Source organism: Serratia sp. Je.1.23.a, assembly GCF_051129805.1.
Classification (GTDB): domain Bacteria; phylum Pseudomonadota; class Gammaproteobacteria; order Enterobacterales; family Enterobacteriaceae; genus Serratia; species Serratia liquefaciens.
Window position 1 is genome coordinate 205,465 of the sequence record NZ_JBCPSR010000004.1, and the last position, 22,643, is coordinate 228,107.

Annotated in this window: 19 protein-coding genes and 1 other RNA gene; 14 read left to right on the top strand and 6 right to left on the bottom strand. The window is 56.4% G+C overall.

Translation table 11 applies throughout. The features are described 5' to 3' along the window. The first annotated feature begins 133 nt into the window (after positions 1-133). Both rpiA and serA read left to right on the top strand, forming a co-directional pair. On the top strand, positions 134-790 hold the full coding sequence (gene rpiA / locus AAZT04_RS16515) for a ribose-5-phosphate isomerase RpiA (RefSeq protein ID WP_020828502.1): 657 nt from the start codon (positions 134-136) through the stop codon (positions 788-790). Between the two features lie 324 nt (positions 791-1,114). Beyond that, on the top strand, positions 1,115-2,353 hold the full coding sequence (serA, locus tag AAZT04_RS16520; RefSeq protein WP_044553273.1) for a phosphoglycerate dehydrogenase: 1,239 nt from the start codon (positions 1,115-1,117) through the stop codon (positions 2,351-2,353). 46 nt (positions 2,354-2,399) lie between these two features. Here serA and AAZT04_RS16525 read toward each other — a convergent pair whose 3' ends face one another. From AAZT04_RS16525 to zapA, 3 genes are all read right to left on the bottom strand, one after another. Then, a complete protein-coding gene (locus AAZT04_RS16525; protein ID WP_020828500.1) occupies positions 2,400-3,008 on the bottom strand; it encodes a 5-formyltetrahydrofolate cyclo-ligase in 609 nt (202 codons plus the stop codon). A gap of 28 nt (positions 3,009-3,036) precedes the next feature. Beyond that, a non-coding RNA gene (ssrS, locus tag AAZT04_RS16530) (6S RNA) lies at positions 3,037-3,219 on the bottom strand. Between the two features lie 41 nt (positions 3,220-3,260). Then, on the bottom strand, positions 3,261-3,590 hold the full coding sequence (zapA, locus tag AAZT04_RS16535) for a cell division protein ZapA (RefSeq protein ID WP_012146623.1): 330 nt from the start codon (positions 3,588-3,590) through the stop codon (positions 3,261-3,263). A gap of 321 nt (positions 3,591-3,911) precedes the next feature. On the opposite strand from zapA, the gene AAZT04_RS16540 reads away from it, so the two are divergent. The 9 genes from AAZT04_RS16540 (at position 3,912) to AAZT04_RS16580 (ending at position 18,007) form a co-directional block, all read left to right on the top strand. Further along, complete coding sequence (locus tag AAZT04_RS16540; RefSeq protein ID WP_041414927.1) at positions 3,912-4,490, top strand: YecA family protein; 579 nt, start codon at positions 3,912-3,914, stop codon at positions 4,488-4,490. Between the two features lie 61 nt (positions 4,491-4,551). Then, positions 4,552-5,865, top strand: a complete 1,314-nt coding sequence (gene pepP / locus AAZT04_RS16545) for a Xaa-Pro aminopeptidase (protein WP_020828498.1) — start codon at positions 4,552-4,554, stop codon at positions 5,863-5,865. 4 nt (positions 5,866-5,869) lie between these two features. Next, the gene (gene ubiH / locus AAZT04_RS16550) at positions 5,870-7,048 is read left to right on the top strand and encodes a 2-octaprenyl-6-methoxyphenyl hydroxylase (protein WP_048760861.1); all 1,179 of its coding nucleotides are present in this window, start codon (positions 5,870-5,872) and stop codon (positions 7,046-7,048) included. 86 nt (positions 7,049-7,134) lie between these two features. Beyond that, positions 7,135-8,337, top strand: a complete 1,203-nt coding sequence (ubiI, locus tag AAZT04_RS16555; RefSeq protein ID WP_115058085.1) for an FAD-dependent 2-octaprenylphenol hydroxylase — start codon at positions 7,135-7,137, stop codon at positions 8,335-8,337. A gap of 549 nt (positions 8,338-8,886) precedes the next feature. Then, a complete protein-coding gene (gcvT, locus tag AAZT04_RS16560; protein ID WP_129984113.1) occupies positions 8,887-9,984 on the top strand; it encodes a glycine cleavage system aminomethyltransferase GcvT in 1,098 nt (365 codons plus the stop codon). 44 nt (positions 9,985-10,028) lie between these two features. After that, positions 10,029-10,415: a glycine cleavage system protein GcvH gene (gene gcvH / locus AAZT04_RS16565; protein ID WP_020828494.1), complete on the top strand. Its 387-nt coding sequence runs from the start codon at positions 10,029-10,031 to the stop codon at positions 10,413-10,415. Between the two features lie 86 nt (positions 10,416-10,501). Continuing rightward, on the top strand, positions 10,502-13,381 hold the full coding sequence (gcvP, locus tag AAZT04_RS16570) for an aminomethyl-transferring glycine dehydrogenase (RefSeq protein ID WP_020828493.1): 2,880 nt from the start codon (positions 10,502-10,504) through the stop codon (positions 13,379-13,381). Between the two features lie 240 nt (positions 13,382-13,621). Then, positions 13,622-16,906, top strand: a complete 3,285-nt coding sequence (locus tag AAZT04_RS16575; protein WP_434680995.1) for an autotransporter outer membrane beta-barrel domain-containing protein — start codon at positions 13,622-13,624, stop codon at positions 16,904-16,906. A 135-nt stretch (positions 16,907-17,041) separates the two neighbouring features. Then, positions 17,042-18,007 carry a quinone oxidoreductase family protein gene (locus AAZT04_RS16580; protein ID WP_129984132.1) on the top strand — a complete coding sequence of 322 codons (966 nt, stop codon included), beginning with the start codon at positions 17,042-17,044 and terminating at the stop codon, positions 18,005-18,007. A gap of 4 nt (positions 18,008-18,011) precedes the next feature. Here the strand turns inward: AAZT04_RS16580 and AAZT04_RS16585 are convergent, their stop codons facing one another. The 3 genes from AAZT04_RS16585 to AAZT04_RS16595 are packed head-to-tail and all read right to left on the bottom strand — an operon-like array spanning position 18,012 to position 20,620. Beyond that, positions 18,012-18,542 carry a GNAT family N-acetyltransferase gene (locus tag AAZT04_RS16585; RefSeq protein WP_427692105.1) on the bottom strand — a complete coding sequence of 177 codons (531 nt, stop codon included), beginning with the start codon at positions 18,540-18,542 and terminating at the stop codon, positions 18,012-18,014. Between the two features lie 6 nt (positions 18,543-18,548). After that, positions 18,549-19,955 carry an ATP-binding protein gene (locus AAZT04_RS16590; protein WP_129984116.1) on the bottom strand — a complete coding sequence of 469 codons (1,407 nt, stop codon included), beginning with the start codon at positions 19,953-19,955 and terminating at the stop codon, positions 18,549-18,551. Beyond that, a complete protein-coding gene (locus AAZT04_RS16595; RefSeq protein WP_020828488.1) occupies positions 19,952-20,620 on the bottom strand; it encodes a response regulator in 669 nt (222 codons plus the stop codon). The genes AAZT04_RS16590 and AAZT04_RS16595 overlap by 4 nt, the downstream gene beginning before the upstream one ends. A 187-nt stretch (positions 20,621-20,807) precedes the next feature. Here AAZT04_RS16595 and AAZT04_RS16600 point away from each other — a divergent pair, with 187 nt between their 5' ends. Genes AAZT04_RS16600 through AAZT04_RS16610 form a run of 3 tightly spaced genes read left to right on the top strand, consistent with a single transcriptional unit; the run spans position 20,808 to position 22,639 of the window. Then, positions 20,808-21,041 (top strand): hypothetical protein, encoded by a 234-nt coding sequence (locus tag AAZT04_RS16600; RefSeq protein ID WP_427692108.1) that lies wholly within the window; start codon positions 20,808-20,810, stop codon positions 21,039-21,041. 13 nt (positions 21,042-21,054) lie between these two features. Next, positions 21,055-21,867, top strand: coding sequence for a MipA/OmpV family protein (locus AAZT04_RS16605; RefSeq protein ID WP_048760846.1), 813 nt, complete (start codon positions 21,055-21,057; stop codon positions 21,865-21,867). Positions 21,868-21,892: 25 nt separating this feature from the next. Beyond that, on the top strand, positions 21,893-22,639 hold the full coding sequence (locus AAZT04_RS16610) for an SDR family oxidoreductase (RefSeq protein ID WP_404780350.1): 747 nt from the start codon (positions 21,893-21,895) through the stop codon (positions 22,637-22,639). The last annotated feature ends 4 nt before the right edge of the window (positions 22,640-22,643 follow it).

Consider the following 22,643-nt stretch of genomic DNA (forward strand, 5'->3'; position numbering starts at 1 on the left):
ATCACCGCGCGACTTTACCGCGACGCGCCTAAAAATGCGGCTTAGGGTGAAGAAGTGTGATCCTGCCTGAGTGAAAAATAGCGATTTACCCTATAATACGCACACGTTTTCGTACAGAGGCAATGGACATATTATGACGCAGGATGAACTGAAAAAAGCGGTTGGCTGGGCCGCGCTGGATTACGTAACCCCTGGCACCATCGTTGGGGTAGGTACCGGCTCCACCGCCGCCCACTTTATTGACGCGCTTGGCTCGATCAAGCATCAGATCGAAGGGGCGGTGTCCAGCTCCGACGCCTCCACCGCCAAGCTGAAAAGCCTCGGCATCCACGTGTTCGACAGCAACGAAGTGGATTCTCTGGATATTTACGTTGATGGTGCGGATGAAATCAACCGCCAGATGCAGATGATCAAAGGCGGCGGTGCCGCGCTGACTCGCGAAAAAATCATTGCCGCCATCGCGCGCAAATTTATCTGCATCGTCGATGCCAGCAAGCAGGTCGACGTGCTGGGCAAGTTCCCGCTGCCGGTCGAAGTGATCCCGATGGCGCGTTCCTATGTGGCGCGTGAACTGGTGAAGCTGGGTGGCTTGCCGGAATATCGTCAGAATGTGCTGACCGATAACGGCAACGTGATCCTCGATGTGCACAACCTGAGCATCGTCGACGCCATCGCGCTGGAAAACAAAATCAACGGTATCGCCGGCGTGGTGACCGTCGGTTTGTTCGCCAACCGCGGCGCCGATGTGGCGCTGGTCGGCACGCCTGAAGGTGTGAAAGTCGTCGAATAACCGCATGTGTTAGCAGGGGCGTCGCCATGGCGCCCCTCTGGAATACGATCTTGGATCCCAGCGGACCGCATAATTCACTGGCTAAAATATCTTTTCTTTAAAGCGCCAAATTTGGTGACATATGTCACATTGTCAGCGTTAGCTCCACAAAGCTTCTGTCTATTTCTTTCCCTATGGCATTTTCTGCCACAAACCGCCAACATCGCTGAGCCTTGTACTGACGGGCGGGCAATCGTTTGTATTGCCGCCCGCGTTATTTTTGTTATGTTGGATGCGTGCTGTTAACAACAGCCGCTTCTGAAGTCTGAACATAGGGTCGGGTAAATGGCAAAAGTATCATTGGAGAAAGACAGGATTAAATTCCTGTTGGTGGAAGGGGTTCATCAGAGCACGGTAGATAATCTGCTGGCAGCCGGATATACCAACATTGAATATCACAAAGGTGCGTTAGACACCGAAGCGCTTAAGGCATCCATCCGCGATGCTCACTTCGTCGGCATCCGATCGCGTACGCATCTGACCGAAGAAGTCTTCGCCGCTGCAGAAAAGCTGGTGGCGGTAGGGTGTTTCTGCATCGGCACTAACCAGGTTGATCTGAAGGCGGCGACCAAACGCGGCGTTCCGGTGTTTAACGCACCTTTCTCTAATACCCGATCCGTGGCCGAAATGGTGCTGGGCGAACTGCTGCTGATGCTGCGCGGCATTCCATCCGCCAACGCCAAAGCGCACCGCGGCGAATGGCAAAAATTGGCCGTGGGCTCGTTTGAAGCGCGCGGCAAGAAGTTGGGGATTATCGGCTACGGCCATATCGGTACCCAACTGGGCATCCTGGCCGAAGGCCTGGGCATGAAAGTGTTCTTCTACGATATCGAGAACAAGCTGCCGTTGGGCAATGCTCAGCAAGTGCGCCACCTGTCAGACTTGCTCAATATGAGCGATGTGGTGACGCTGCACGTGCCGGAAACCCCATCAACCAAAAACATGATGGGTGCAGAAGAGCTGGCACTGATGAAGCCGGGCTCGATTCTGATCAACGCTTCGCGCGGCACCGTGGTGGATATTCCGGAACTGTGCAAGGTATTGGCCAGCAAGCACTTGGCCGGCGCGGCGATCGACGTCTTCCCGGAAGAGCCTGCGACCAACAGCGAGCCGTTCAACTCACCGCTTTGTGAATTCGATAACGTGATCCTGACCCCGCACATTGGCGGTTCCACTCAGGAAGCGCAGGAGAATATCGGTGACGAAGTGGCCGGCAAGCTGGCGAAATATTCCGACAACGGCTCAACCCTGTCGGCGGTAAACTTCCCGGAAGTGTCCCTGCCGGCGCATGGGCCTAACGCCAGCCGCCTGCTGCACATCCATGAAAACCGTCCGGGTGTACTGACGCAGATTAACCAAATCTTCGCTGAAGAAGGGGTGAACATCGCCGCGCAGTACCTGCAAACCGGTCCGGAAATCGGCTATGTGGTGATCGACATTGAAGCGGAAACCGAGCGTGCCGATGCGGCATTGCAACGTATGAAGGCGATTGACGGCACTATCCGGGCTCGCTTGCTGTTCTGATTGAACGTGCTGTAACTAATAAAGGCCGGATTTATCCGGCCTTTTGCTATTTAACGATCTGCCAAACCCAATTTTGCGCGGGGGTAACAATTTCCGGCAGCGGAATATCCCAGTGTTCCACCGGCACCTGTTCGACCTGCTGGCAGTCATGGGCCAGGCCTATCGGATAAGGACCACGGTGTTGCCAGTTTTGCAGCGTACGATCGTAGAAGCCACCCCCCATCCCCAGGCGCTGGCCCGCGCTGTCAAAGGCCACCAACGGCGTCAGTACCACGTCGAGCGAGCCCAATGGCAGCACGTGGCGCACGTCGAGCTCGGGCTCGAGAATGTTGAAGCGGTTGTGCACCAGCGGCGTTTCAGGGGTGTAATGCAGGAATAACAGATTACCCTTGCTGAACGGGTGCAATACGGGCAGATAAACCTGCTTGCTCAACTGCCACAGCCGTTCAATCAACGGGCGGGTATTTAGCTCACCGTCGAACGACAAAAATACCGCGATATTCTGCGCTGCCAGGATGCGTGGATGTGCAGCGATGCGTTCAGCTATCTGCAGGGAGGATTGTTGTTGTTGTTCAGGCGTTAGAGCGCGTCTACGCTGACGGATTTGATTTCGGATATTTTGCCGCTGCTGGGCATACTGGGCTTGAAAAGACATAGTCAGCACACATACCGCTGAGGAAGGGGGAATCTCCGAGATGCCGTCGCAGGCTGTAACCCTTGAACCCATGGTTCAAGGTGAACGTGCTGTCGCAATCTTAAGGCTTCTCGGCGGGCCGAGCATGCACACCGATCGCGGATCATCACATTCTGTTGGTACTAAATATCGGCTCAGGGGACTGGCCCGCTGGCGAACATCTCAGAGAAATTTTTTACTCATTGCCAAAACCTGAGGTTTCAGCAACTTAAGTTATTCGAATTGTGCATCCTGACGTTCAGAGATGCGACCCTGTTCAAGCAAAGCCTGTTCAATGGTCTGTTGCAGCATGCGAATGCGTTGTTCCATATTGGACGCATAATCACGGGTTTTCAACCGTTCTTGAGCAAGTTCATGACAAACGTTCAATGCTGCGATGAAAACGAGCTGCTCAGTATTTGTGACTCTAGTGCGAACTTTAAGATCTTGCAACCGTTCGTTAAGATCGACCGCGGCCATGTTCAACGCATCTTGTTGTTCTGGCGGGCAATTGACTCTTAAAGAGCGACCAAAAATTTGAATATCTACCGGTTGTGCAGACATGCCACCTTCCTGCCTAAATTTCGCGCCAGCCCCAGCTTGCCCTGACCGGGCCTACCAAAGCGGGCGCCACTATATATACCTCGGTACCAAGATACAACCCCTTTTTCAGTACCTGGTTGTAATCTACTGCGTCAGACATTACCAGTCAAAAAAGGGTTTCAAAATGCGTATTTAGCGTCATTTCGTCCCCTGCCGGCAGCGTGTGAGTTCTGACACATCACGATTATAACTAGCCACTGAGGTGTCGCGCTTATCTGGTACAGCGACGGACCTTGGTGGTAGCATAACACGAACTTATCCTGCCAACGATGACGAATGCGCATGTCTATACAGAATACATTTCCAAGTTACCAATCTTTGACCGTTGCTCTCAACCAGCAAGCGGTGGCGTTAACCGCAGCAGAAATGCACGGCCTGATCAGCGGCCTGCTGTGCGGTGGCAGCCGCGACGCCGGCTGGCAATCGCTGGTCTACGATCTGACCAATGAAGGCGTGGCCTTCCCGCAGGCGCTGAGCCTGCCGTTACAGCAACTTCATGAAATCACGCGTGAAACGCTGGAAGATGACGACTTCATGTTCCAATTGATGATGCCGGAAGGCGAAACCGTCAGCGTGTTTGACCGCGCCGATGCGCTGGCCGGTTGGGTGAATCATTTCCTGCTGGGGCTGGGCATGATGCAGCCGAAGCTGGCACAGGTGAAAGACGAAGTGGGCGAGGCGATCGACGATCTGCGCAATATCGCTCAGCTCGGTTATGACGAAGACGAAGACCAGGAAGAGCTTGAGCACTCTCTGGAGGAAGTGGTGGAGTACGTGCGTGTGGCGGCCATTTTGTGCCACACCGAATTTACCCGCCATAAGCCGACGGCGCCGGAAAATGCCAAACCGACCTTGCACTAAACACCCGATTTCACGTCCTTAGCGGCCGTGAGCACAGGCAGATTGATTTCAGGAGAAGGTGATGACTCAGCAGGAATTCAACGGCCGCCGTCAGGCGCTGTTGGCTAAAATGGCTCCGGCCAGCGCGGCAATTATTTTCTCTGCGCCGGAAGTGACGCGCAGTGCAGATACCGAATATCCCTACCGTCAGAACAGCGATTTCTGGTATCTGACCGGCTTCAACGAACCGGGTTCGGTGTTGATTCTGGTCAAGAGCGACGAGACGCACAACCACAGCGTGCTGTTCAACCGGGTGCGCGACCTGACGGCGGAAATCTGGTTTGGCCGTCGCCTGGGGCAAGAAGCGGCTCCGGCGAAACTGGGCGTGGACCGCGCGCTGCCGTTCGATGAAATCAACGATCAATTACCCCTGCTGCTCAATGGCCTGGACGTGGTTTACCACGGGCAGGGCCAATACGACTACGCCGATAAAATCCTGTTCGACGCGCTGGACAAGCTGCGTAAGGGTTTCCGCCAGAATCTTCAGGCACCGGCGACCGTGACCGACTGGCGTCCGTGGGTGCATGAAATGCGCCTGTTCAAATCGTCTGAAGAGCTGGCGATCATGCGCCGCGCCGGTGAAATCAGCGCGCTGGCCCATACCCGCGCGATGCAGAAATGCCGTCCCGGCATGTTCGAATACCAGCTTGAAGCGGAAATTCATCACGAATTTACCCGCTTTGGCGCTCGTTATCCGTCTTACAACACCATTGTCGGCGGCGGTGACAACGCCTGCATTTTGCACTACACAGAAAATGAAAGTGAATTGCGCGATGGCGATCTGGTGCTGGTCGACGCCGGCTGTGAGTATAAAGGCTACGCGGGCGACATCACTCGTACCTTCCCGGTCAACGGCAAGTTCAGCCGGCCGCAGCGTGCGGTGTATGACATCGTGCTGGCATCGCTGACGCGTGCCCTGGAGCTGTTCAAACCGGGTACCAGTATCCGTGAGGTCAATGATGAGGTGGTACGCATCATGATCACCGGGCTGGTGGAGCTGGGGATCCTGAAGGGCGAAGTGGAGCAACTGATTGCCGAACAGGCCCATCGTCAGTTCTACATGCATGGACTTGGCCACTGGCTGGGGCTGGATGTGCACGACGTCGGGCATTACGGCACGCCAAACCGCGACCGCACGCTGGAGCCGGGCATGGTGTTTACCGTCGAGCCAGGGCTGTACATCGCGCCGGATGCCGACGTGCCGGAAGAGTACCGCGGCATGGGCATTCGCATTGAAGATGACATTGTGATCACTGCCAACGGTAATGAAAACCTGACCGCCAGCGTAGTGAAAGACGCTGACGCCATCGAAGCACTGATGGCGGCGGCAAGGTAACGGCATGAGCGTAATTATTGTTGGCGGCGGCATGGCGGGCGCGACCTTGGCGCTGGCCATTTCATCGCTCACTCAGGGAAGAATGGCGGTTGATCTGGTCGAAGCCACCCGACCGGACGATCGTAGCCATCCGGGGTTTGACGCCCGCGCCATTGCCTTGGCGCAGGGCACCTGCCAACAGTTGACGCGTATCGGCGTTTGGCCGGCACTACGCGATTGTGCGACGGCCATCACCGAGGTACACGTCAGCGATCGCGGTCACGCCGGGTTCGTTAATCTGTACGCGCAAGACTATCAGGTTGACGCGCTAGGGCAGGTGATTGAACTGCACGACGCCGGGCAACGGTTGTTTGCGTTGCTGGCCAAGGCACCCGGCGTCACGCTGCATTGTCCGGCCAGAGTGGTCGATGTGGTGCGCACGGCGGAGCAGGCCGAGGTATTGCTGGATAATGGTCGGCGTATCAGTGGAAAATTGCTGGTGGCAGCGGACGGCTCGCGCTCGGCGCTGGCACAGGCCTGTAATCTGCAATGGCAGCAAAGTGACTATCCGCAGTTTGCCACCATCGCCAACGTAACCACGGCAGTGCATCCGCAAGGGCGTGCCTTTGAGCGTTTCACCCGCTACGGGCCTTTGGCGCTGTTGCCAATGTCCCAGGGGCGTAGCTCATTGGTGTGGTGCCATGCACGCGAAGATCGTGAACAGGTTGATGCGTGGGACGATGCACGCTTTATCAGTGAATTGCAGCAGGCGTTCGGCTGGCGATTGGGGCGGATCCTGCGTGCCGGTAAGCGCCACAGCTATCCGCTCAGCCTATTGACCGCTAATCAGCACGTCAGCCATCGACTGGCTCTGGTGGGCAATGCCGCCCAGACGTTGCATCCGATCGCCGGTCAGGGGTTCAACCTTGGCCTGCGCGACGTGATGTCGCTGGCGGAAACGCTGGCCCAGGCACAGCAGGACGGAGAAGATCCCGGTAGCTATGCGTTGTTGAGTCGTTATCAACAACGCCGCCAGCAGGATCAGCAAGCGACGATTGGCGTCACCGACGGTTTGATCCGGCTGTTCGCCAACCGTTACGGTCCTTTGGTGGTCGGACGTAATCTCGGTCTGATGGCGATGGCCCAATTGCCGGCGGTGCGTGATGCCTTTGCCAAGCGGACTTTGGGCTGGGTAGATCGCTAGGCGATATTCAGTAGCGGCGCAGCGTGTTGCGCCCAAAAGCGCTGGGCAATCACTGCGCAGCGCGTCATTTAAGGAAATTAAGCAGCATGCAATCATTTGACGTGGTTATCGCCGGTGGCGGTATGGTGGGGCTGGCACTGGCTTGCGGATTGCAGGGCAGCGGCCTGCGCATTGCGGTGCTGGAGCATCAGCAACCGGATATGACACCGCCGTCGCCACTGCCGGCACTGCGCGTATCCGCCATCAACGCCGCCAGCGAGCGCCTGCTGCAGCATATTGGCGTCTGGGACGAGATCCTCAATCTGCGCGCCAGTGCCTATAACGCGATGGAAGTGTGGGATCGCGACAGCTTCGGCAAGATTGCCTTCCGCGGTGACGAATGCGGCTTCAGCCACCTCGGCCACATCATTGAAAACTCGGTGATCCAGCAGGCGTTGTGGAAACGGGCGGCAAGCCTGAGCGATGTCACGCTGATTACCCCGGCGGCGCTCAAACAGGTAGCCTGGGGCGAAAACGACGCGTTTATCACACTCGAGGACGGCCGCATGCTGACTGCCCGGCTGGTGATCGGCGCCGACGGCGCTCACTCCTGGCTGCGTCAGCATGCCGATATCCCGTTGACCTTCTGGGACTACCGCCATCATGCGTTGGTGGCCACCATTCGCACCGAAGAGCCGCATTTGGCGACGGCGCGTCAGGTATTCCACGGCGACGGCATTCTGGCATTTCTGCCGTTCAGCGATCCGCATTTAAGCTCCATCGTCTGGTCGGTTGCTCCCGAAGAGGCCGAACGCCTCAAGCAACTGGAGTCCGAGCAGTTTAACCGTGAGTTGGCGATGGCCTTCGATCTGCGCCTTGGCACCTGCCAGTTGGAAAGCGAACGCCAGACCTTCCCGTTGACCGGGCGCTATGCGCGTAGCTTTGCTGCACACCGTCTGGCATTAGTGGGCGATGCTGCCCATACCGTACATCCGTTGGCTGGCCAGGGGGTCAACCTGGGCTTTATGGACGCCGCCGAGCTGATCGCCGAATTGCGCCGCCTGCAACGTCAGGGCAAGGACATCGGTCAACACCTGTATCTGCGCCGCTATGAGCGTCGTCGCAAACACGGTGCAGCGGTCATGCTGGCCAGCATGCAAGGGTTCCGCGAACTGTTTGACGGCAATCACCCGGCGAAGAAGTTGCTGCGCGATGTCGGGCTGCGGCTGGCTGACAGCCTGCCGGGCGTGAAGCCGAAGCTGGTGCGCCAGGCTATGGGCCTGAACGATCTGCCGGATTGGCTGGCCTGATCACCGCCTGAGAGAGACCGGTTTGCCGGTCTTTCTGTCTTGTTTCCCCGTAGCGTTATCGCTCTCCAAAGGCGCAGATCTGCGCCTTATGCTCATAGCTTTTCCTTATATAACCCTTCATTTGAAATAATCTAATTTCAGGCTGTTTTTACCATTACTTTTTCTAATTCCATAACCGGTTATCAAAAGTCGAAATTCCGTCTCTGGCCGTGGGTTTGTTATATAACTTCGGATTTTTGGTGCTCTAATTGTTGGTTTTGTGCCTTAAAGCGCAGTTTTCCAGTTTAAAACTCTGCACACTAGCCCGGCTTTTTACTGGCGCAGAACGCCGCCCAGCCTATTTTAACTTATGGTTAATGTGGTCGTTCGGTGATAACGTCAGAGCAAAGGTATCGTTTGCGTCGCGGCGATTTGCCGCAGTTTTTGTCAATTTCGACGCAGCGTTTCTGTTGGGCAGTCAGTGCGCCACGCAATCCGGCCACGAGCCATAATCTGACGTATTGCGTAGCAGCACCCTATCTTCAGCTTCTGAGTGGAATGAGGGAAAAGATGGCAAAGCAAACCCCACTGTACGACCAGCACGTGGCGTGCGGTGCGCGCATGGTAGATTTTCATGGCTGGATGATGCCGCTGCATTATGGCTCCCAGATCGATGAGCACCACGCCGTGCGTCAGGATGCCGGTATGTTCGACGTCTCCCATATGACCATTGTTGATTTGCGCGGTGCCCGTACCCGTGAATTCCTGCGTTACCTGCTGGCGAACGATGTCGCCAAGCTCACCCAGCCTGGCAAAGCGCTGTACACCGGCATGCTGAACGCGTCCGGCGGCGTAATCGACGACCTGATCGTTTACTTCTTTACTGAAGACTATTTCCGCCTGGTGGTGAACTCCGCCACACGCGACAAAGACCTGGCCTGGATCGAAGAGCACGCAGCGCCGTATGGCGTAACGCTGACGGTGCGTGACGATCTGGCGCTGATTGCAGTACAGGGCCCACAGGCCAAAGAACGCGCGGCTACCTTATTCACCCCGGAACAAAAAAACGCGGTTGAAGGCATGAAGCCTTTCTTCGGCGTGCAGGCAGGGGATCTGTTTATCGCCACCACCGGTTATACCGGCGAAGCGGGTTATGAAATCGCCCTGCCGAAAGAGCAGGCGGCGGATTTCTGGCAGCAACTGCTGGCGGCGGGCGTTAAGCCAGCCGGGCTGGGCGCGCGTGACACGCTGCGTCTGGAAGCTGGCATGAACCTGTATGGCCAGGAGATGGATGAAAGTATTTCGCCGTTGGCCGCCAACATGGGCTGGACCATCGCCTGGCAGCCGGAAGATCGTCAGTTCATCGGTCGTGACGCGCTGGAAAAACAGCGTGAGCAGGGCACCGAACAACTGGTCGGCTTGATCATGATGGAAAAAGGCGTATTACGTAATGAGCTGCCGGTGCGTTTCACCGATGCGGCAGGCCAGACGCATGAAGGGGTGATCACCAGCGGTTCATTTTCACCGACCCTGGGCTTCAGCATCGCCCTGGCCCGCGTCCCTGCCGGTATCGGCGAACAGGCTATCGTACAGATCCGCAACCGTGAAATGCCGGTCAGGGTCACCAAACCTGGCTTTGTACGTGCAGGTAAGTCACTGATTAATTAATTTTTGTTTATTGATTCTTTATTTCTTCGAAGGAGTAGCTGGCGATGAGCAATGTGCCAACAGAATTGAAATACGCATCCTCCCACGAGTGGGTTCGTTCAGAAGGTAACGGCGTTTACACCGTAGGTATCACCGAACACGCGCAGGAACTGCTGGGCGATATGGTGTTTGTTGATTTGCCAGAAGTGGGCCGCGTCGTTGCCGCAGGCGAAGATTGCGCCGTGGCGGAATCCGTTAAGGCGGCATCGGACATTTACGCGCCAATCAGCGGCGAAATCGTAGCGGTAAACGCTGAACTGGAAGGTTCTCCGGAGCTGGTGAACAGCGAGCCTTACGGTGAAGGTTTCCTGTTCCAGATTAAAGCATCAGACGAGAGCGAGCTGGCGAACCTGCTGGACGCCGGTGCTTATCAGGCTTCTATCGACGAGTAATCCATGCAACGCCCCAGGTCTTTCTGCCGGGGCGTTTTAGTTCAGGCTATATCCCGTACCACGCCAGAATTCAGGAATTTGTAGCAATGACTCAGACACTCAGCCAACTTGAACACAGCGAAGCGTTCATCGAACGTCACATCGGCTCTTCTGCAGAACAACAGCAGCAGTTGCTGGAAGCGGTGGGCGCACGCTCGCTCAGCGCGCTGATCCAACAGATTGTGCCGGCAGACATTCAACTGCCTGCGCCGCCGCCGGTGGGCGATGCGGCAACTGAACATCAGGCGTTGGCCGAACTGAAGGCGATTGCCTCGCAGAATCAGCGCTACAAATCCTATATCGGTATGGGCTACAGCGCGGTGCTGACGCCGCCGGTGATCCTGCGCAACATGCTGGAAAACCCAGGTTGGTACACCGCTTATACCCCGTATCAGCCAGAAGTATCCCAGGGCCGTCTTGAGGCGCTGTTGAACTTCCAAACCCTGACCCTGGATTTGACCGGTTTGGATCTGGCGTCCGCCTCGCTGTTGGACGAAGCCACTGCGGCTGCCGAAGCGATGGCGCTGGCCAAACGCGCCAGCAAGCTGAAAGACGCCAACCGTTTCTTCGTGGCTGATGACGTACATCCTCAGACGCTGGACGTGGTGCGTACCCGCGCCGAAACCTTCGGTTTCGAAGTGATCGTGGATAAAGCCGAGAAAGTTCTGGAACTGCAAGGCGTGTTCGGCGTGCTGCTGCAACAGGTCGGCACCACCGGTGAACTGCACGACTACAGCGCACTGCTGGCCGAGCTGAAGAACCGTAAAATCGGCACCAGCGTGGCAGCCGACATTATGGCGTTGGTGCTGCTGACCGCTCCGGGCAAACAGGGAGCCGACGTGGTGTTCGGTTCTGCACAGCGTTTCGGCGTGCCGATGGGCTACGGCGGCCCACATGCCGCCTTCTTTGCCTGTCGCGACGAATTCAAACGCTCAATGCCGGGTCGTATCATTGGCGTTTCCCGCGATGCCGCCGGCAACACCGCGCTGCGCATGGCGATGCAAACCCGTGAGCAACATATCCGCCGCGAAAAAGCCAACTCGAATATCTGTACCTCGCAGGTGCTGCTGGCCAACATAGCCAGCCTGTATGCGGTGTACCATGGCCCGCAGGGCCTGCAACGCATCGCCGGGCGCATCCATCGTCTGACCGACATTCTGGCCGCCGGGCTGCAACAAGCCGGGCTGGCATTGCGCCATAAAACCTGGTTCGACACCTTGACGGTAGAAGTGAAAGACAAGGCCGCGGTGCTGGAACGTGCATTGAGCTTCGGCATCAACTTGCGTACCGACATTCACGGTGCCGTAGGCATTACGCTGGACGAAGCGACCTCACGTGAAGACGTGCAGACGCTGTTTGCCTTGCTGGCGGGTGACGATCACGGCCTGGACATCGACGCGCTGGACGCCGCGGTGAGTAAAAACAGCCAGTCGATCCCGGCAGCCATGCTGCGTCAGGATCCGATCCTGACTCACCCGGTGTTTAATCGTTATCACAGCGAAACCGAGATGATGCGCTATATGCACCGTCTGGAACGCAAGGACCTGGCGCTCAATCAGGCGATGATCCCGCTGGGCTCCTGCACCATGAAGCTCAATGCCGCGGCGGAAATGATCCCGATTACCTGGCCTGAATTCTCCGAACTGCATCCGTTCTGTCCACCGGAGCAGGCGGCAGGTTACCAACAAATGATTGGCCAACTGTCGCAGTGGCTGGTGCAACTGACTGGTTATGATGCGGTTTGCATGCAGCCGAACTCCGGCGCACAGGGTGAATACGCCGGTTTGCTGGCGATCCGCCGTTACCATGAAAGCCGCAATGAAGCGGGCCGTCATATTTGCCTGATCCCAAGCTCTGCGCACGGCACCAACCCTGCTTCCGCGCAAATGGCGGGCATGAGCGTGGTGGTGGTCGCCTGCGACAAGAACGGCAACATCGATCTGCATGACCTGCGCGTCAAGGCAGAACAGGCGGGCGAAGAACTGTCTTGCATCATGGTGACCTACCCGTCGACCCACGGCGTGTACGAAGAAACCATCCGTGAAGTGTGCCAGATCGTTCACCAGTTCGGCGGCCAGGTCTACCTCGACGGCGCCAATATGAATGCGCAGGTGGGCATCACCACCCCAGGTTACATCGGGGCGGACGTTTCGCACCTTAACCTGCATAAAACCTTCTGTATCCCTCATGGCGGCGGTGGTCCAGGCATGGGCCCTATCGGCGTGAAAGCCCACCTGGCCCCGTTCGTTCCAGGCCACAGTGTGGTGCAGATCGACGGCGTGACCACCCAGCAGGGCGCGGTCTCCGCTGCGCCGTTCGGCAGTGCTTCTATTCTGCCAATCAGCTGGATGTATATCCGCATGATGGGCGCGGAAGGGTTGAAGCAGGCCAGCCAGGTAGCCATTCTTAATGCCAACTACATTGCGACCCGTTTGAAGGACGCTTACCCAGTGCTGTATACCGGTCGCGATCATCGCGTGGCGCATGAATGTATTCTCGATATTCGTCCGCTGAAGGAAGAAACCGGCATCAGCGAAATGGATATCGCCAAACGTTTGATCGACTACGGCTTCCATGCGCCGACCATGTCGTTCCCGGTGGCGGGCACGCTGATGGTTGAGCCAACCGAGTCGGAGAGCAAGGTCGAACTGGATCGCTTTATTGATGCGATGCTGGCGATTCGCGCAGAAATTGACCGGGTAGCAAAAGGTGAATGGCCGCTGGAAGATAACCCGCTGGTAAATGCCCCACACGTGCAGGCGGAGCTGGTCAGCGATTGGCAGCACGCCTACAGCCGTGAGCTGGCGGTGTTCCCTATCGCCGGGGTACGTGAGAACAAATACTGGCCGAGCGTGAAGCGTCTGGATGACGTGTACGGCGATCGTAACCTGTTCTGTTCCTGCGTGCCGATGAGCGATTACGAATAAGTTTATTCGGCGAGGTTTGCCATCAGGAAGCAGCGCATTATGCGCTGCTTTTTTTATGGCTAAACCCTGAGAGTTTTCTTGCTTATATATTTGATTAATTACTGGTTATTTTATTTTTCTGCATTTTGTTACCCCGATCGTTTAAGACTCTCTCCAGTTTACTTTCCGTTTAAACCCCTGCGGCTAAATTGTCATCAGCAAACTATTTTGCAGGGAAGATTTACTGACAGGGAGTGCACTATGAAAAAGTTGGCTATCGCAATCGTTGCGGCTTTACCCTTGTGTTCCGCGCAGGCAATTGAGACTTACGACGTTCGGAATAACAGCGGCCAAACGGTGTTTAAACTGAACTTCTACGGTCCAACCGACGGCAGCTACTTCAATGAAGAAGGTGCCCCCCAGCATTCCTCCTGGGGGTTGGATGATGCGCAAAAGGCTCAGGTGATCAGCGCCGCGCAACGCTGGGCCGATATTATCAAACCCCTACCGGGCAAATTGCCGGGCGTAATCAACGTCGGCACCTTTGACGACGAGAACGCCGGAGCGATGAGCCCAGACGTCAGTGATGCCGCATTTAGCCTGACCCAGCTTCAGGCAGTGTTGCAGGGCCAGGATGCCGGCGAATTGAACAGCGGTGCCCATGCCGTCGTCCAGATCGGGAAAATGGATTTTACCCCTGGCCAGGCTTCGCCGGCACTGATCCCCACCGATCACCGTGCCGATCTGGAAGTCATCATTTTTCATGAAATAGCCCATGCATTAGGCATCAGCGCTGATGCCGGTGTGGCTGATGGTGTGACCCAGTTTGGCCCGACGTTCGGCAGCTGGAGTTCGCACCTGTTTGATGACAATGGCAATCCGGCGCAGCCGGGGCAGGCTATCTTGTGTACTAAGTGTGAGGGGCCGGACGACCCTTCGGCCTTTGACGTACGCAAAGATCGGGGTTATTTCGCCGGTAGCCACGTCAATGAGGTATTGGCAGGGGCCATGCCGGGTGTCCCGGTGCGTATTCTCGATGTACTGGGCGATCTGGATGATGATTACATGTCCCACATTGAACTGGATCGCAGCCTGATGAGCCACCAAAATTACCGTAATTACACCATAATGATGGAGGCCGAGCTGGCGCTGCTGCAGGACATGGGGTACGACATCGATCGCCGTAACTTCTTTGGCCGCTCGATTTACGGCAGCGGCCTGGAAGTGGTAAACCAACAGGGTTATTTTGCGCGCAATGCGGCAGGCACGGCGTATCTTGTCGGTAAGGCCAATACCGCAGCACGGGGTGTTGGGTTGCACATTTACGGCAGCAATAATCGTGTCGAGCAGCGCGGCGATATCTTGGCGGACGGCGTTGCCGCAGCGGGTATCAGAATTGATGGCGCAGGAAATACGCTCAGTATTGCACCTGGTGTGCGGGTGCAAGCCAACGGCGATTACGGCACCGGTTTATTGGTGGCATACGGAGATCGCCACAATATCGTTCAACGCGGCAGCCTGGAAGCCACCGGTAAAGAAGGCATCGCCGCCAGATTGGATTTCGGCAACAACCTGCTGGGCAACGAAACCGAATACCGTGGCTCGTATATCTGGCAGTGGGCTGGGGTTGACCTGTCCCAATACCGCGCTGCGCCGTTGGTGTCTAACTTCGATATCACCGGTTCGTTGAAAGGAGCCAAAGCGGCCATCTACCAGTCGGTGAATGCATTGGCCGGTGCGATTAACGTGATGCGCGGCGCCAATATTCAGGGCGACATAATTTCCGACTACGCACAATGGGACGAAAATAACCAGGCTCGCCTGACTCGCTTAACCTTCGGCCTGCAGCCAGATGCGCTGGGGCGGGTCACTGAGGTGGCGGATAACAGTTTTGATTTCACCTATAACGGCAATATCTGCGGCAAGGATAACCTTGCGCTGGTGGCCGAAGGCGGGAAAACCACGCTGAACGGCGACCACCAGGTCTATAGCGTTGATATCCAACCGGGCGCCCAATTGGCGGGTAATAGTCGCTATGCGCTGTCGGATGCCGGGCTGTTCACCAACAACGGCTTGCTCACCACCGGGTCTCCTTTTGGCAAACTTTCGATCGACGGCAATTATCTTCAAGGGCCACAAGGGCGCTTGCAACTGATGTTTGACGGTCTGGGGCAGGGGGATCAGCTCCAGGTTAGCGGTAAATCCAGTCTGGGCGGGGCTCTGGAGCTGCTGCCGGTCAAAGGTTGGTATGCCTCGGACTGGCAGATGAACAGTACTTCCCTGCTGCAATTAGGCCAGGTCAGCGGTGAATTCGAGCAGTTGAGCATTCAGGCACAGTCACCGACGCTGAGCTTCCGGGTGGCGCCACTGGAGGACGGGCAATATCAAATCAGCGCAACCCGTGACGCATCGGCCTACAGCCAGTACGCGCAGACTGCGAATGAACGAAATGTGGGTCTGGCGTTAGCCCATGCTGCGGCGACGGCGGGGGATGACCTGCGGCCGTTACTGACCGCGCTGGACTTCTCCAGCCCCGAAGGCCGGCAGGTGAATAGCGCGTTGGCTCAACTGGAGCCGTCGGCTTATAACAGCCTGATTCAGACCTCATTTGACCGCGAACGCCAGTTAACCCGTGCATTGACTGCGCCGGAACGCAATCTGACGTTGGCACCCACCGGCGACGAGCCAGATTGGATCAGCTTTGCTCTGCCTTACGGCGGTGGCAATTGGCAAAATAATACGGGCAATATCGCCGGTTACAACGCATCGCGTTATGGCGTGCTGTTCGGTGCCGAGAAACGTAACGGGCTGGTAGCGGGCCTGACCACCGGGTTCCACGCGGCGGTCGGCGGGCAAACGGTCAATGCCAAAAGCGCCGATCGGGCACGTACGAACAGCACCTCATTTGATGTTGGGATGCAGTTCAATTATGCGCAGGACGTGATGGCCGGGCCTTTCGCCTACGGTCTGGGCCGCATAGGGGCGGAGGATAATCAGATGAAGCGCCAGTTTGATGTTGCCGGCATCAGCGGTACCAGCAAAAGTCACTGGACGGCCTGGAATGGGTCATTGACCTTGGGCGGCGGCTATCATTTTGCGTTAAGCGATACCTTCAGCCTCGGCCCGGTCGCGGCGCTGGACTATACCGCGACTACTCATCGCACAATCAAAGAGTCCGGGTTCGGTACCGCGCCGTTGCAGATTAAGGGGCGTTACGCCGACTCGCTGCAAAGTACGCTCGGCGTGGAGGCATTGTATCAACAGCCGTTGCAGGGCTCGCAGGCATTGTCAGCCACTTTGCGCCTGGGTTGGCAGCATGAGTTGTTAAGCAACAAGGTGACCCAGCGCGCTCAATTTGTGGGGTATAACGCCTCAGCCTTTGATAGCGAAAGCACCTTGGCCGGGCGTGATACGCTGGCCGCACAGGCCGGTGTGCAGTATCAACTCAACCAGGCGGTCTCTTTGGGCGCCAGCGTTTCCAGCGAACTGTTACGCCAGGGCAGTCATTCATTAGAGGGTAACGTTGCCGTGACCTGGCGCTTCTGATGTTTAAACCAGCTTGCCGCTGAGCGAATTTCAATAACACTTTTCGGCTAGATGTATTATCAAGGGACACGGCATGATGCAGTGTCCCTTTTCAATTATCGCCGCAGGGCCATCTGAACGGCGTGAGGATCCATGATGAGAGCAGCAATCGTAAACGCATTAGGGCAGGCACCGGTGTTTGGCAATATCGACGAACCGGTAGCGCGTGAAGGGGAAACGGTGATCGCGGTGAGCGTGGCCGGCATCAAACAACTGGATCGCGCCATAGTGGCCGGAACGCATTACTCAAGCCCGAAGATCCTGCCGATCGTGCCCGGCACCGATGGCGTTGGCTACGCGCCGGACGGTCAACGGGTCTATTTTGCCTCCTTCCGGCAGCCGCACGGTGCGCTGGCAGAACGAACGCTCGCCTCCTGGACGGTGCCGGTGCCGAAAGGCGTGGATGATGCTACCGCCGCCGCGTTGATTAACCCGGCGTTTGCTGCCTGGTTGCCACTGCACTGGCGTGCCGAGTTACAGCCCGGTGAAACGGTGCTGATTGTTGGCGCGACCGGGACGTCAGGCAAGCTGGCAGTGGCGGCTGCACGTCAGGCGGGCGCGGGACGAATTGTCGCAGCCGGTCGCCGCCAGAGCGTGCTGGATGCGCTGGACGTTGATGCTACGGTCGATCTTGGACTGGAAGGGGCTGCACTGACACAGGCTTTCGCCGCCGCAGCGGGGCCGCATGGCTATCAGGTGATTGTCGATTATATCTGGGGGGCAGCGACCGAAGCCTTGCTTGCGACGCTTAACAACCATGATTTGTCTTCCTACGCAGGTGGACGCGGCATACGTTTGATCAACGTCGGATCGATGGCCGGGCCGGATATCCGACTGCCGGCGGCGGTGTTGCGCAGTAATCAACTACAAATCATGGGCAGCGGCACCGGCAACTTCCCGCCGGTGGCTGAAATGAAAAGATATGCCAGCGAAATTCTGGCATTGGCGGCGGCAGGGCAGATTTCGGTCGAAACCCAGGAGCACGACTTATCAGAGATCGCTGAAGTCTGGGATCTGAACAAGAAAAGCGACGTGCGTTCGGTGATCCGTATTGCCCAATAGGCGGTTAGCGGCAATAGCAAACCAGGTGGATATCTTCCGGTTCGCGGGCGAACAGCTCTGCATCCGGCTGATCAATCACCTGGCAGCCCTGCGACAGGTAGAAATCCACGGTGTTTTTATTGGGGATTGAGGAGACGTACAGCCCCTGAACCCCGCCTTTTCTGGCCTGCTGCAGACAACGGCGGAACAGAATTTTGCCCAGCCCTTTACCGCGTTGGGCGGCACCGACGTAGAAAAACAGCAGTTGGTGCAAGTCCTGTTGCGGGCCGCGTGGCAAAGTATCTACCGCCGCAGCAGCGACAATCTGACCTTTTTCGAACAGGGCGAAAAATGCCCCGCCGCGGGCAAAGCATTGTTCATGGATCGGCGTATAGGTTTCCCGATCGTGTGGATCCCAGCCGCGTACATCGTAATAGTCGCTGTAAGGCTGTAACTCCCCGCCTTGCAGGCGATAAAGAGTATCAATAATTTCACTGCGGTCGATCTGCCACAGCGCATCAAGCTGGTGCTGCTGCAGTAAAATGGGAGCGGTCATGGGGGATTAGTTCTCCGTTGGTATCAGGTAACTTTCCGGTAGGTCGATGACAAACCCGATACCGCGTTCATCAAGCCCTTCGGTGATCCGTAGCTGCGCCCCGATTTTATCGGCCAGGTTTTTGGCAATGGCCAACCCCAGGCCGCTACCGGTCTGCTGGACGCCAGGCACGCGATAAAAACGCTCAAACAGGCGTTTTTGGTATTCCCGGCTCACGCCGGGGCCATTGTCACGCAGGGTAATATAGCAGCCCAAGGGGGACAACGAACGGATGTTGGCTTCGATCCTGCCGCCGGGCGGTGCGTATTTGATGGCATTTTCCAGCAGGTTGGTAAAGATGGTAATCAGCGAATGGCGATCGGTATCGATCACCACGTTTTCACTGCCCTCGAGCGAAAGCTCAACGTTCTTCTCCATTGCGTAGGGCACGTGTTGAGCAATGCATTTGCTGATTTCTGCGTAGATATCCACTGCTTCAATCTTGAGCGGAAAGTCTTCCGACTCCAGCTTGGCCAGATCAATCAGCTGGCGTGACAGCGATGCGGCGCGATCCAGCCCCTGTTGCATGTCGCCAATAATTTCCTGCCGTTCGGTTTTATCCGCCACCTGGGTCAGCAGGTGCAGCTGTGCCAGCACGGCGGCAATCGGGGTGCGCAGTTCGTGGGCGGCATCCGCCATAAAGCGTTTTTCCCGCTGGTTGGCGGCGTCGATACGCGTCATCAGCTTATTGATTTCCAGCACCACAGGCCGAATTTCCTGATACTGCGCGCGTACATTGATCGGCGATAAATTGCCTGGTTTACGGTCAGAGATGGTACGGGCAATTTGCCGCAGCGGCCGCAGGCTGAAGTAGGCGGTGATCAGCAGCGTGACAATGATCGCCGCCAGGATCACCAGCAAAGGGATCGCGGTACTTTCCGCCGGATTGCCGAAAATGGTGGTCCGGTTGTCAAAGGATTCGCCGACAATCACCCGATATTTTTGTTTATCGCTCCAACTGCCGGCGATATGCCACTTCACGTTGGCGTAACTGATGGTGCCGGACAGCACTGAAGGGGGCAGGAATAATGCTTTGTCCTGTTGCGGCGAGGCGTAGATCATCCGATTACTGCTGTCGTAAACAACGAATAACGGGCGATAATCTATCTCGTCTTGCATGCCGTTTTTAATCGAGTCGATATACATGACTTCGATATCTTTAATGATATCGGTGTAATTGTTGTCGGTGATATCAGTCTTATCGAGAATATTGGCGATGCCTTGTGCGACAATGCGTTGCTGATTATCCAGGTACTTTTCAGCATCTGGATAATAAAGGTATTTTACCCAGCCAAGCAATATTCCCCAGAGCACCAGTATGGCCATTACCTGGAAAACAATGGTTCGCATGAAAAAGGATTTGAAGCTAATCATCCCTGAGACTCTTTTTTTAATAAATACCCTATGCCGCGTACGGTGATAATTCTCTCCTTGCCAATTTTTCGTCGCAGATTATGCATGTGCACCTCAAGAGAATTACTTTCTACATTATCGCCATTGCCGAACAGACGCTGTTCCAGGGCGGCCTTACGCACCACGGTACCGGCGCAACGCATCAGTTCGTGCAACAGGCGGTACTCTTTTTTCGACAGCAGCAGCAGTTCGTCGTCCAGCGTGACCTGGTGGTTCATCGGGTCCAGATACAGGTTGCCCAGGCTCCAGGTTTGGGAGGCAAACCCCGCCATGCGCCGGTTTACCGCCTTCACGCGGGATATCAGCTCAGGCAGGGCAAAAGGCTTTGCCAGAAAATCATCTGCGCCGGAATCCAGGCTGTTGACCAGGCTTTCAATGCGGTCACGGGCGGTGAGAATAATGATCGGAATATTTTGGCCGGCAGCGCGCCATTCGATCAGTTTTTTCAAGCCATCGCCGTCGGGCAGGGTGAGATCCAGCAGCATTAAATCAAAGTTGCCCTCAGACAATTTATGTTGTGCATCATGGACTAGCCGCACCCAGCACAAATCAAACCCGGCCAGCTCCAAAGCACGGCACAGGGCTTTGCCCAATTGCAGATCGTCTTCCACAAGCAATATGTTCACGGGGTATCCGGTTTATGTCACGGCGCTGGCGGCTATATAACTACAACCGCACAGGGAAGACAACGACGTCATCCCGTTTGTTCGCTCCTTCTTAAGCAAACCTTAATCTGGGATTAATTTGACGTTAAGGGAGCCCCGTCCTTTTTCAAGTACGCTCGACTCTGAATAAATCATTCAGGTGGAAAAAATGCGTATCGACAATCTTTCAATGAAGGCTGCCCGCTTAGGCGCAATTTTATTGTTGGTATTGACCATGCTGTCTTTCCACGCCGATGCGCAAGATGGGGATCATGGCGGCCCATTGTTATCCACCCTGCCTCTTATTCAGCATACGGAGTCATCGGATTTTTATAAAAGCTTAAAACCACGCATTAAAAAACAATTGCGGCGCCTGGTAGCGCTACAACCCTTTATTAAATAATAAGGCAGATACGGTGAAAAATACCCTGGGTTATTCCGCGGCGACGTTATTGGTGTTATTCCCTCTGCAGGGGCTGACGCAAGATGGCGCAGAGGCATCATTGAAATTCAGCGGCGGCATGGCCGTGGCGCCGGACTATCAAGGTGCTTCCGACTACAGTGCCGTGCCGCTGTACGATATTGAGGCCGGTTACGAGAAGTCTGCCTGGGGTGACTTCAGCCTCGGGCTGCAAAACGGTGCTCGCTGGCAGTTGCCGTTATCCGGGCCCTTCGGTATAGCCCTATTGGCGGGTTATGACGGTGGACGGGATGAAGAGGTGAAAACGCTGCGGGGTCACAACAAGCGGCTGAAAGGCATGGGCGATTTGGATGGCGCTTTTGAAGCCGGTATTGAGCTGAGCTATAAATTTGACCCTTTTCGCACTTACGTTAAGGGAATGCAGGCCACCAAAGCACGGCGTTATGGGGATGAGGACTTGGGGCATACTGCATACGTCGATCTGGGTATCGCGGCAGTTTATCCGCTGAGCGAGGCATTGACGTTTTCAACCGATTTGAGCACCACCTGGGCCAACAAGGGTTACCAGCGTGGTTATTTTGGCGTGACGCAGCAACAGGCGCAGCAAACGTCTTTCGCCGCGTATCGACCGGGCAGCGGCTTTAAGCAAGCCACGCTTACCGGCGTGCTGAACTACCAATTGACGCCAGAAATTGCCTTTCAGGGCGGTGTGAGTCTCTATACTCTGTTGGGCGACGCGGCCAAAAGCCCGATCGTCGAGAAAAAAACGGCCGGCATCGCCTTCCTGAGCGCCAGCTACAGTTTCTGACTTCCCAACCAGAGAAAGGAACGACATGACGAAAGTTGTATTGGTTACCGGCGCCAGCCGCGGCATTGGCCGCGCCACGGCGTTGTTATTGGCTCGACAGGGTTATGCGGTGGGCGTTAACTATCTGAAAGATGAGGCCGCGGCAGCGCAGGTGGTGGCGGAAATTGAAGCCATGGGCGGTCGTGCACTGGCACTACGGGCGGATGTCGCCGATGAAAATCAGGTGGTGGCGATGTTCAATGCGCTGGATGTCGGCCTTGGCCCGATCAGCGCGCTGGTTAACAACGCCGGTATCTTGTTTCAGCAGTCGGGGATTGAGCAACTGACCGCCGAGCGCATCAATAAGGTATTGAACACCAACGTTACCGGTTATTTTCTCTGTTGCCGTGAGACGGTGAAGCGCATGGCGCAGCGCCATGGCGGCCAGGGCGGGGCGATCGTCAACGTCTCTTCCGCTGCCGCACGCCTCGGCGCTCCGGGAGAATACATCGACTATGCCGCCTCCAAAGGGGCGGTAGACACGCTTACCACCGGGCTGGCGCTGGAGGTGGCGGCGCAGGGCATCCGCGTAAATGCCGTGCGGCCAGGGCTGATTTATACCGAAATGCATGCCAGCGGCGGCGAGCCGGGGCGCGTTGATCGGGTAAAAAGCAGCCTGCCGATGCAGCGTGGCGGTACTCCAGAAGAGGTGGCGGAAATCATCGTCTGGTTACTGTCCGATGCCGCTTCTTACGTCACCGGCAGCTTTATTGAAGCCGCCGGCGGCCGCTGACGGC